We start from the raw sequence: 11,965 nt of genomic DNA, 5'->3' as shown, positions 1-11,965 counted from the left end.
GCAAGCAACAGCATGAATGCAACAGCTCCGGCCGGCAGTCTGGTCTGCGTCGGCCTTGGCATGACCCTGGGCTCCCACCTCGGGCCGTTGGCGCGCAGCCATATCGAGCAGGCCGACGTGGTGTTTGCCGGAGTTTCCGACGGCATCGTCGAGTTGTGGCTGCGGCGCATGCACAAGGACGTGCGCAGCCTGCAGCCGTACTACCGCGAGGGCAAGTCGCGCATGCAGACCTATCGGCAGATGGTCGAGGCCATCCTCGCCGAGGTGCATGCCGGCCGGAAAGTCTGCGGCGTGTTCTACGGCCATCCCGGCGTGTTCGCCTGGGCGCCGCACAAGGCGATCGAGGTGGCGCGGAGCGAAGGGTTTGCCGCGCACATGGAGCCGGGCATTTCCGCGGAGGACTGCCTGTATGCCGACCTGGGCATCGACCCCGGCCGGTTCGGCTGCCAGCACTACGAGGCCAGCCAGTTGCTGTTCTACCAGCGTCGGATCGACCCCACCGCGTATCTCGTGCTGTGGCAGGTCGGCCTGGTCGGCGACCAGTCGCTGGCGCGTTTCTCCACCGGCCCGGCGTACCGGCAGGTGCTGGTGGAAGTGCTGGTGCGCGACTATCCGCTGGAGCACGAGGTCATCATCTATCGCACGCCGACCCTGCCGATCCAGTCGGCACGGATCGAGCGGCTGGCGCTGGGCGATTTGCCGCAGGCGGATATCGCGATGCAGGATACCGTGGTGATTCCGCCCGCGCGGGCCATGCAGATCGCTCACGAGACCCGCGCGCGGCTGACAGCGCTGGACAAGGCAGCGACTGGCGTGGCTTGAAGCAGGCGCGGCCTTCCCGGGCCCGACGGCACGGGGCTTTCGGAAGAGCAGGGTGGGCGCCACACGCCGCCGGCCCGGCGACAAAAACGAGGAGATGCCGCAATCACCGGTAGGCCGCGATATGCCACAATTCGACATATCCACGGGGGATAGGGGTCTTGGTCGAACGTATCGGGTCAAATCCATTGACCTTCGCAGTGCGTTTTCAAACAACCAATGGTCAAGGGGCAGGCAATGACGGATGTCATCGATTTTCTGGAACAGATGGGGCAGGACGCGCAGTTGCGTCATGCGGCGCAGGATGAAGTGGAACTGGCGTTGAGCGGCGCCGAGATTACCCCGGAGTTGCAGGCGGCCATTCTCGCCAAGGATCAGGCGCAAGTTGAGGCGCTGCTGGGACACGCTCCTGTTTGCGGCTATTTTTTGCCCGGCAAAGAGGAAGAAGAGGAAGGCGACGAGGACGAGGAGACTCCGTCCAGGGAGCCGGATGAAGCCCCCGAGCACAGCGGGCTTCGCACCGCGATCCCGACGGCCTAGTCGATGTTTTCTCCGGGCCGCCGGCGCCGGACATACGTTGCCGGCTGTATCCTGCTTGCGGCTCTGCTGGCGGGCACGGCCGTTGCGGCCGTGCCCGCACCCGATGATTCGGCGCAACTGCTCAGGCAGGCTGACGGCGTCAAGACGTCGAACCATCCCGAGTTCGTCCAACTGTTGAAGCGGCTGGGCGCCGAGGCAGCCACGCTTTCTCCGGGGCAGCGCATGCACTTGCGTTACCTCCAGGCCTGGGCCATCGGTTATCAAGGCGACTACGAAACCGCCACGCCACTGTTGAATGCGGTCATCGCGGAATCCACGGATGCCACGTTGCGGTTTCGTGCGGGTACGACCCTGGTGAACATGCTTGCCATCGGCTCCCATTATGAGGAAGCGTTTGCGCAAGTCAGCCGGTTGCTGGATCAACTGCCGCAGATTACCGACAAGGCCGCCCGCATACAGGGCCTGGGTGTTGCTACGCTCCTGTACAACGAGGCTGGCCAATACGAGCTTGGCCTGACCTATGCGACTCAGATGCTCCAGGAGAACCCGGATGGGGATGGCGGCTGCAAAGCCAGAGCTTTGCAGATTCAATCGCTGTATGAGAGCGGCAAGTTCGCAACATTCGACAGGCAGTACCCTGAGGCCATTGACGCCTGCAGCAAGGCGCTGGAATTCCTCTACGCTAATGGAATTCGTGCCAATGTGGCGAGTTTTGACATTCAACATGGGCAATCGTCTGCGGCGATCAAGCTTTTGCAGAAGCACTACGCCGAAGTCCGACGCATCGGTTACCCGGAACAGATCTCGGAATTTGATGCCGCACTGGCGCAGGCGTACTGGAACGAAGGCAACACTGCGCTGGCGCAACAGTACGCATACGCTGCCGTTGATGATGGCGTCAAGCACGAGTTCACCAAATCGCGGACCAGCGCCTATGCCTTGCTGTATCTGATCAGCAAGAAGCAGGGCGATCCGAACGCCGCGCTGGCATGGCACGAAAAATACATGGCCGCCGACAAGGGCTATCTGAACGATGTCAGTGCGAAGGCGTTGGCATACCAGACGGTCAAGCAGCAGGTGCAGGCGAAAAAGCTGCAGATCGACGCACTGAACAAGCAGAACCAGATCCTCTCGCTGCAACAGGCACTCAGCAAGAAGGCGGTGGAGGCGGGCAGGCTCTGGATCGTGCTGCTGTTGTCGATACTGGCCTTCGTCGGGTTCATCACCTACCGCATCAAGCGTTCGCAGTTGAGCTTCATGAAGCTGGCGCGGCGCGATGGACTTACCGGCATTTTCAATCGGCAGTATTTCGTGGGCGAAGCCGATCGGCAGTTGCAGTACTGCCGCAAATCGGAGCGCGATGCCTGCCTGGTGCTGCTCGATCTGGATCACTTCAAGACGGTGAACGATACGCACGGCCATGCGGTAGGCGATCGGGTATTGAAGCGCGCCGTGGCAGCCTGCCAGGCGTACTTGCGTTCCACTGACGTGTTCGGTCGTCTCGGCGGCGAGGAGTTCGGCATGCTGTTGCCCGAGTGCACGCTGGACCAGGTGCTGGCGCGGGTCGAACAGATGCGTGTGGCCATTGCTACGGTTTCGGCTGGCGAGGACGCTCCAGGCATTCCGATTTCCGCCAGCTTCGGCGTGGCCGCCGCGACCAACTCCGGCTACGACCTGCGCCAGCTGATGATGGACGCGGACGATGCGCTGTATCGCGCCAAGCGCGAGGGTCGCAACCGGGTCAGCCTGTCCGACAGTCGACATGTCCACCTGAGCCTCGTGTGAGCATGCAGAGGCCGGTTTTCCCCTGGTAGCCGGCGTATTTCGCGTGCATCGCCGCCGATCGCATGGACAGCCGGGCGGGCGCGCGCTACAAAGGTGGCTGATTCCGCCGATGGGAGCGCACCAATGCGCGCAATGAGTTCCGTGTTGCTGATGACCCTGGGCCTGGTCGTGACGCCGTTGCATGCGGCAACGGCCGCCCGGCCGGAGGCTTCGCCGGTGACGCTGGCGCCGTCGATCAATGCGGCGGACTTCGCCCGCTTCGACAAGACACTCGCCTCCGATGCGTTCGGCGGGCGCAAGCCCGGCACGATCGGCGCGCAGCGCACGCTCGATTTCCTGGTGGACGAGTTCAAGCGGATGGGCCTGCAGCCGGGCAACCACGGCTCCTGGTTCCAGACCGTGCCGGCCGACAGCACTTTGCTGCTGAACGGCAACGTGAAGCTGGATGTGGCGGCCGGCGGCAGGCACACCAATTTCGCCAACCAGGTCGACATGGTGGTGCAGACCCTGCAGTCGAAGGCGCAGGTCGACCTGAAGCATTCGCCGATCGTCTTCCTCGGCTATGGCGCCGATGCGCCGAACTGGCACTGGAACGACTACCAGGGCGTGGACGTGAAAGGCAAGACCGTGATCGTGCTGGTCAACGATCCGGGTTTTGCCACGGGCGATCCGAAACTGTTCAACGGCCGCGCGATGACCTACTACGGTCGCTGGATGTACAAGTATGCCGAGGCCGCACGACAGGGTGCCGCCGCATGCTTCATCGTGCACACCAGCGACGCGGCGACGGGCTATCCGTTCAGCGTGCTGCAGAACGGCAACCGCGGCCCGCAACTGAGCCTGCCGCCCAGCGTCGATCCGGCGCCGCGCCTGCCGGTGGCCGGCTGGCTTACCCACGCCGCGGCCACGCGCCTGTTCGCTGCGGCCGGCATGGACTTCGACCGGCTCGCCGCCGCGGCGGCGAAGCCGGGCTTCAAGGCCGTGCCGCTGAAGGCGACGGCCTCGATCAGCCTGCAGAACAAGATCGGCCACTTCGAATCGAAGAACGTGCTGGCGATGGTTCCGGGCAGTACCAAGGCCGATGAAGTGGTGGTCTATACCGCGCACTGGGATCACCTGGGCAGCGACCCTTCGCGCAAGGGGCACCAGGTGTTCAGCGGCGCGATCGACAACGGCACCGGCCTGAGCATGCTGCTGGAGATCGCCGATGCCTTCGCGCAGCAGAAAACGCCGCCGGAGCGCAGCGTGCTGTTCTTCATGCCCACGCTGGAGGAATCCGGCCTGCTCGGTTCGCAGTACTACGCGGCGCAACCGGTGTTCCCGCTGAACCGCACCGTGGCCGACATCGCGGTGGACGCGCTGCCGATCATCGGCCGCGCCCACGACATGACCGTGATCGGCAAGGGCCAGTCGCAACTGGAAGACATGCTCGCCGGTGTCCTGAAGAGCCAGGGCCGGGTGATTTCGCCGGAGACGACGCCGGAGAACGGCTTCTACTTCCGCTCCGATCATTTCAACTTCGCCCGTGCCGGGGTGCCGGCGATGCTGGCCAGCTCGGGCCTGGACCTGCTCGATGGCGGCAAGGCGGCGGGCGAGAAAGCGGCCGAAGACTACACCGCGCACCGCTATCACACGCCGAACGACGTGTTCAATCCGGACTGGGATTATTCCGGCATCCTGGAGGACACCCAGGCGCTGTACGAACTGGGCCAGTACCTGGGTCACGCCGGCGTATGGCCGACCTGGTATGCCGACAGCCCGTTCAAGGCCAAGCGCGACGCGATGATGGCGCCGCCGACCAGGAGTCCGTAGCCGCGACTGACGTTGCGGCTACGGAACCGGCAGGCTCTGCCTCAGGGCTTTGCCGGCGTATCCAGCTTGTCGAAATTGACGATCGCGTTGAGCACCAGCGGGTAGCTGCCGATGGTCTCGCCGCGCCACATCGGGTTGCTGGCGAACAGCAGCACGTGGCCCTTGCCGTAACGGGCGTCCACCACGGCGGCGCGTTCGGCCATTTCGTTGCCGTGGTCGAGCAGGCCTGCGATCAGCAGCTTGTCCGCGGCCGCGAAACGCAGGATCACCTGCGGCCGCTGGTCGGCCGGAATCACCCAGGGGTTGTTGCGCGTCTGCTCGTCGTTGAGTGGCGTGGCCTGCCACGGCTTCACGTCGGGTAGCGCCGGCGGCGGGACGGACGACCGGCCCTCGGGCGTATCCGTGTCGTGCGGGCCGCCGCGGCCGGTGGGACGCTGGAAGTCCTGCGCGGTCGGCAACCCGTGGTCGCCGTTGAGCAGGTTGGAAATCTTGAACGACTGTCCCTCGGCGCTGTAGATGGCCAGCTCGTCGCGGCTGTAGCCGGCAGCGATCGGGCTGCGGCGATCGACGAATTGCGTCTGCAGCACGCTGCCGACCACCCTCAGGTTGTCGGTCGGCGTGACCGACACGCCCGGTGCCAGGCCCACGTCGATCGCGAATTTCGCGGTGTCCTCGGCGGTGATCAGCAGGCCGCCGTCGTGCACGAAGCGCTTGAGATTCGCCACGCCGCTCTCGCCCAGGCCGGGACGGACATCATCGGTGCTGTCGATGCGGCCGATGTTCGGCGTGAGCTTGGTGGTTTTCCAGGGCATCGGGTTGCCCCACATCGGCATGCCGTCGACGATGCGCCGCGTATTCGCGCCGCCGACCGGCCCGAACAGGATCACGTCGTACTTCGCCCGCAGGTCGCTGATCTTCGCCACGTCCTGGGTGCTGATGTAGTCGTACTTCACCTGCAACTGGTCCAGCGCCATGCGCCACCAGCCCTCGGTCTGGGTGCTGAGCCAGGTGTGCATCACCGCGATGCGTGGCAGCCTGGCCGGCGCCACGTCGATGGCCGCCAGCCCCGCAGGCACCTTCACCGGCCCGTCGAGCTTGCTCATCGGTGCCTTCAGGATGCTGTTGTCGATGACCCGCGCCACCTCCACGTCGAACAAGTCGCCCATCGACCAGGCGGTGTCGTCGTAGGGATGCTTCTGCGGATCCTTCGGCGACCAGTACTGACGGTCGAGCAAGGTGTCGGCGATGCGCGAGTACGGTTGATCCATGCGCACGATGTAGCTGCCGGCAGGGAAGCTGCGCGAGGTGGCCTGCTTCGAATTGCCGTCGTCGGACTTCACCGGTGGCAGCGTCACCGTGATCGGTGCGGTGCTGCGGCTGACTTCGACATGCTGGCGCTGCATGATGCGCAGCAATTGCGCCTGCGAGCCACTGCGCGGGTCGTTGGCGGGGAACACGTACGCCGCCGGGCCGGCGTTCTGCGGCTTCTCGATCGAGCGCTTGCTCTTCAGATAGAAGTTCTTCAGGAACAGCTGGCCGTTGCCGGAGAAATAATTCAAGGCGGTGAGCAGGCCGGTCTGTTGGTAGTTGTTGTTGTCGCGCTGCGACCAGGTCACCACCGGCAATGGCGGGTTCGGCTTGTACCAGGTGCGCTGATATTCGTCGGGAGCGAGGATGCGCTTGACGGTGTCGGCGCCGTCGTTGCCGAAGGTCTCGTAGAGGCGGCTGATGCCGTTGTGCATCGCCGCGATGAACATCAGGTAGCCGGGGCTCCAGGTGTCGAAATCGCCGTGGGTGAATACACCGGGCATGCCCAGCTTGGTCAGCTGCTGCACGTTGTCCCAGCCCAGTTGCTGCCATTCGCCGGTGAGGATCGGGTCGATCCACGCGTTGTACGGGCCATCGCCGACAGTGTTGTCGTACAGGAACGGCACCGACTCGTGCAGGTCGTGCAACACCTGCGCATGCCAGCCGACGAAGGTGTCGGCCACGTTGCGGGTGAGGTTCAGTGTCATCGCCATCGCGTCGCGGTTGTTGTCGTGCGCGACGTAATGGCCCCAGTACAGCAGCCGCGGGTAATTCTCGCCCGGGTGCGCCAGGTGCCAGTTGTAGCGGTCGACCTGGCGATCGCGGCCGTCCACCTCGACGATCGGCGTGATCAGGGTGATCACGTGCGAACGGATGTGCCTGATGTAGGGCGCGTTGTCCACCGCCAGGCGGTAGGCCAGCTCCATCAGCGCGGTGGGCGCGCCGGTTTCGGTGGAGTGGATGGTGCCGGTGATGTAGTAGACCGGGGTCGATTTCGCGATCAGCTGGTCGGCGGTGGCGTCGTCCATGCCGATCGTGCGCGGGTCACCGAGCTGCGCCAGCCGCGCCTTGTTCGCATCGAGGTCGGCCAGCAGGTTCTCGTCCGCCACCGCCACCGCGATCATCTCGCGGCCTTCCTCGGTCTTGCCGATCGAGAACACTTTCACCCGCGGACTGGCTGCGGCCAGCGCGCGGAAGTAGCGATAGACGTCGGCCGAGTAGGGCAGGTAGTTCGGCGCCCCGGCGATGTGGCCGAGCACCTTTTCCGGCGTGGGTACGCTGCTGGAGGCCGGCAGGTAGTCGGTGAGCGGCGAATTGAACGACGGGTCGGTGGTGTCCTTCAGGATCTGCGCCGTGTACGCCTGGTCGACCGGCTGCGCCGGATCGCGCGCGTAGGTGATCGAGCCATCGGGATCGGTGGCGGCGACGGCGCAGAAGCTGAGCAGCGCCAGCATGGCGGTAAGCGGAATTCGACGACAGGCAGGCATGGCCATGGTTCCCCCGGGTGACGTGGCAATGGATCGCCGCACTGTGCCAGAACGGCGACGTTCATGCGTAGGCCATCAGTCGGGGTAGTTGCCGATCGTCGGGTGTCGCCGACCGTCAGTGCGCTGCTGCGCTGGCGGCGGCAGACGTGCCCGGGCCGATGTTGGCGCCCAGGAATTGCACGATCTGGTCGTACAGCGCGGCGACATCCTTTTCGTCGTAAAAGCCATGCATTTCGCCTGGCTTGTCGATCCAGGCGTGGGCGATGTGTCGCTTGAGCAGCGCGTCGTGCAGATGCCTGCCCTGGATCGGCGGCACGCGTTCGTCCTGGCCGCCGACGACCAGCATCACCTTCGCCCTGAGTCGATCGAGCTGGTTGATTGGCGAGCGCTGTGCCAGCGCCTGCATGTCCGTACTCAGGACGCGCTTCAGATAGCCTTCGCCATAGGTGGATTGCGGAATGTCGCCGCGCCGGTACATCAGCGGCAGATCGTAGATACCCACGTAGCCGATCGCGCACTGGTACAGATCGGGTTCCTTCACCGCGCCTTCCAACGCCGCGTAACCGCCATAGCTCGCGCCGAAGATACAGATGCGCCGAGGGTCGGCGATGCCCTGGGCGATCGCCCAGCGGGTGGCATCGCTGACATCGTCCTGCATCTTGCCGCCCCATTCCCGCCAACCCGCCGTTTCAAACTCGTAGCCGTAGCCACCAGAGCCGCGGTAATTCACCTGCAACACGGCGTAGCCGCGCGTCGCCAACGCCTGTACATAGGCGTCGTAATCCCAGTCGTCGCGTACACCATAGGGGCCGCCATGGACATACACCACCATCGGCAGGTGCGTGGCCTCCTCCTCACCCGGTGGATAGCTGACATAACCCTGCAGTGGCAGGCCGTCGCGCGCCTTGAAATCGAACGCCTGCTTGGCGGCCATTTGCTGCGGGTCGATCCACGAGGCCACCGCCAGCAAGGAGGTGAGTTTGCGGGTATCGCGCTCGTACAGGTAGAACGTGCCCGGATCCATGTCCGCATCCACGCGCACGATACTCAGCCGGCCATCACTGCTGCCGGAGACGAAACGGACATCCTCGCCGGGGAACTGCTTCATCAATCCGATAAGGATGTTCGCGTAGTCCGAGTCGCCGTCGAACAGCGCCACCCCCGGGCGGCCATCCTCGTAGCGCACGCCGGCAATCTCGTCCCTGGCCATGCCCTGCAGCAGCCCGCTGGCCTCGACCCGGGGATTGCTCCACACCGTATCCCACTGCTTCGTGGTCGGGCTCCAGCTGCAGATGCCGAATCCGCCATCCTTGGGGGTACAGGTGAAATAGACCAGGCTGTCGGTCCGGTTGAAGGCCAGCGGAATGGACCGCGTCGGCTCGACATCCGGCATCTCCTGCCAGCCTTCGCCGTCGACCGGGTGCAGGTAGACCTTGATGTCGCCGGCATCCTCCTCGCCGTAGGCGAAGCGGATGTGTCCCTGGTGATCGGCAACGAACGACATGCCACGGCCCGGCGCGGCGATGATCGGTTTCAGGTTGCCGTTCTGCAGGTCGATCCGCTCTGCCTGGGACAGGTCGCGCTGGCTGCCCGCCGCATCCCATGAGCTGATCGACACCAGCGCATGGCGGGGATCGCCCGGGATCGAGGCGATGAATCGTGCCGTGCCACGGGCGCTGACCGCGTGCGGGATGAGGGTGCCCGTGGTCATGCCCCCCCTTGCGGTATCCGTAGAGCATTTCCGGATCGCCACCATCGGCGCTCACGGCAAACAATTCACCGGTCGACAGCGGCTGGTCGATACCGCCGACATGGGTGCCAACCGTGTAGACGACCCGGCCCGGCGACGCCCACCAGAAGTCGGTGACGTCGTCGCCTTCGCGCGGATGAAGTACCCGCCCCTGCTTGTCCGACAGGCGGAGCAACGCGAGCACATGCTGATCCTTGACCACGCTCAATGCGGCCAGATACTTCCCGTCCGGCGAGATCTTCACGTCGGTGTACTCGAAGTGCCTGGCCAGATCCGCGAAGGACACCGGTGCGGCTTGAACCATGCTTGCGAAAAACAGCAGCAATGCCATGATGCCTTGTTGCGATTTCATCCCCGGATTCTCCTTTGGGTGCTCGCGCCATGCATGGTTGCGCCGTCGCCCGGGCGCAATCGCGGGGTAGCAATCGTTCAGTGCGTGGCGGCTGTGGTTGCCGGGGTAGCGCCGGGGCCGATGTTTGCCGAGAGGAACTGGATCAGCTGGGTATAGAGCTCGACATTGTCGGCCTCTCCCAGGAACCCGTGGCCTTCCCTGGGTTTGAACAGCCACACCGGGTCCATCTGGTGTTTGCGCAGCGCCTTGCGCAGTTCCAGTGACTGTACCGGCGGTGCTCGCGTATCCGCACCACCCACGACCAGCATCACCCTGGCCTTCAATGAGTCGAGTTGATTGACCGGCGAGCGTTTGGCCAGCAGGTTCATGTCGGTTCCCAGCACTTCCTTGAGGTAGTTCCTGCCGGTCTTGGACTGGGGAATGTCCCCGCGTTTGAACATCAACTGCAGGTTGTAGATGCCGGCGTAGCCGATCGCGCATTGGTACAGGTCAGGCTCCTTCACGGCGCCTTCCAAAGCGGCGTAGCCGCCATAGCTCGCACCGAAAATGCAGATGCGCCCGGGGTTGGCCAGGCCCTGCGCGATCGCCCAGCGGGTGGCGTCGGTGACGTCGTCCTGCATCTTGCCGCCCCATTCGAGCCAGCCGGCATGCTCGAAAGCGCGGCCGCGGCCACCCGAACCGCGAAAGTTCACCTGCAACACCAGGTAGCCACGGGTAGCCAGTGCCTGCACATCGGGCTCGTAGCCCCAATCGTCGCGTATTCCGTATGGGCCACCGTGCACCATGACCACCATTGGCAGGTTTTTGCCGCCGCCCTGGTCAGGTGGAAAGCTTAGGTAACCCTTCAGCTTGAGACCATCGCGTGCAGCGAACTCGAATGGCTGTTTGCGCGCCATCTTGGCGGGGTCGATCCATGCCGCGCGCGAAAGCAACAAGGTCAGCTTGTGCGCGCTGTGGTCGAACAGGTAGAAGGTGCCCGGGTCGGCGTCGGCCTCGACCAGCACCACGCTGAGGCGTCCATCGCGGCTGCCGGAGACGAAACGCACGATCTCGCCGGGGAACTGCTTCATCAGCATCAGCAAGGCCTTTGCATCCGCCGACTGGTTGTCGAGCAGGGCTACTGCGGGCCGGCCATCGGTGAAGCTGATGCCGATGAGGCTGTCCCTGGCCATACCGCGCAGCATGCCATCGGCCTCGACCCGGGCGTTGCTCCAGATCGGTGTCAATCGGTGCGTTGCCGCGTCCCAGGTGCAAATGGCCGAGACTCCCGCAGGTTGGGGGCAGTCGAAGTACGCGACGCGGTCGTCGGCATCGAAGGCCAGCGGAACCGCGCGTTGCGCGCTGATCTGTGGCAGAAACTGCCAGCTCTTGCCATCGTCCTGCAGCATGTACACCCGCATCCGCTCGTCAGCGTCCTCGGCATAGGCGAAGCGGATCCGGCCCTGATGATCGGCAACAAATTCCGCGTCCTCGATCGGCGCGGCGGTCAGCGCGATCTTCTTGCCGGTGTGCACATCCATCCGGTACGCGACCGGCAGCAGATTGTGCGGGTACTGCTTTTCCCACGGGGTAATTCCGACCAGCACATGGTCTGGGTCATGCGCGATGCCGCCAATCACCTCGGCCCAGCCACGCTCGGGTGCGGCCGTATTGGCCATACGGTATCCGTAGAGCATCTTCGGATTCCCGCCATCCGCATCAACCGCATAGATCTCGCCGAGGCTGTACGGCTCGTCGAACTGGCTGTCGCGGATACCCACCGTGTACAGCACGCGACCGGATGAGGCCCACCAGTAGTTGACGACATCGTCGCCGTCGCGCGGGCGCACCGTGCTTTCCATCTTGTCGGACAGGCGGATCAAGGCCAGCACCGTTTGTCCCTTCACCACATTGGTGGTGGCCAGGTAGGCGCCGTCGGGGGAAATCTTTACCGTGCCGTGCTCGACGTGTTTTGCCAGATCGGCGAATGACACGGGCTGCGCGCACAGCGCGGCAGGGATCAGCAACAGGGCCAGTGCGGCGATCCAGTGTCGCAAGTGCATCGTTTGAATCTCCATGTGGCGGAACCATTCCCGGAGTCACGGCGTGCTCGCAAGTCCGCGACGGGAGGTC

General features: G+C 64.5%; 7 protein-coding genes. 4 read left to right on the top strand and 3 right to left on the bottom strand.

Annotated elements, in window-relative coordinates:
- Nucleotides 1-12 precede the first annotated feature (12 nt).
- The 4 genes from B0E47_RS15200 (at nucleotide 13) to B0E47_RS15185 (ending at nucleotide 4,956) form a co-directional block, all read left to right on the top strand.
- Nucleotides 13-822 carry an SAM-dependent methyltransferase gene (locus tag B0E47_RS15200; protein ID WP_077515109.1) on the top strand — a complete coding sequence of 270 codons (810 nt, stop codon included), beginning with the start codon at nucleotides 13-15 and terminating at the stop codon, nucleotides 820-822.
- Nucleotides 823-1,056: 234 nt separating this feature from the next.
- Complete coding sequence (locus B0E47_RS15195) at nucleotides 1,057-1,359, top strand: hypothetical protein (protein WP_077515391.1); 303 nt, start codon at nucleotides 1,057-1,059, stop codon at nucleotides 1,357-1,359.
- Nucleotides 1,360-1,449: 90 nt separating this feature from the next.
- Nucleotides 1,450-3,144, top strand: coding sequence for a GGDEF domain-containing protein (locus tag B0E47_RS15190; RefSeq protein WP_343124539.1), 1,695 nt, complete (start codon nucleotides 1,450-1,452; stop codon nucleotides 3,142-3,144).
- Nucleotides 3,145-3,276: 132 nt separating this feature from the next.
- Nucleotides 3,277-4,956, top strand: coding sequence for a M28 family metallopeptidase (locus tag B0E47_RS15185; protein WP_254422960.1), 1,680 nt, complete (start codon nucleotides 3,277-3,279; stop codon nucleotides 4,954-4,956).
- A gap of 41 nt (nucleotides 4,957-4,997) precedes the next feature.
- On the opposite strand, the gene B0E47_RS15180 is transcribed toward B0E47_RS15185, so the two are convergent.
- From B0E47_RS15180 to B0E47_RS15170, 3 genes are all read right to left on the bottom strand, one after another.
- On the bottom strand, nucleotides 4,998-7,751 hold the full coding sequence (locus B0E47_RS15180) for a M14 family zinc carboxypeptidase (RefSeq protein ID WP_077515390.1): 2,754 nt from the start codon (nucleotides 7,749-7,751) through the stop codon (nucleotides 4,998-5,000).
- Between the two features lie 115 nt (nucleotides 7,752-7,866).
- Entirely contained in the window at nucleotides 7,867-9,462 is a 1,596-nt protein-coding gene (locus B0E47_RS15175) for an alpha/beta fold hydrolase (RefSeq protein ID WP_254422959.1), read from the bottom strand.
- Between the two features lie 468 nt (nucleotides 9,463-9,930).
- Nucleotides 9,931-11,910, bottom strand: coding sequence for an alpha/beta fold hydrolase (locus tag B0E47_RS15170; protein ID WP_254422958.1), 1,980 nt, complete (start codon nucleotides 11,908-11,910; stop codon nucleotides 9,931-9,933).
- Nucleotides 11,911-11,965 lie beyond the last annotated feature (55 nt).

The organism is Rhodanobacter sp. B05 (assembly GCF_002001085.1).
Taxonomy (GTDB): domain Bacteria; phylum Pseudomonadota; class Gammaproteobacteria; order Xanthomonadales; family Rhodanobacteraceae; genus Rhodanobacter.
Note: the sequence above shows the minus strand (reverse complement) of the source record. Positions and strands in the feature narration are given on the sequence as shown.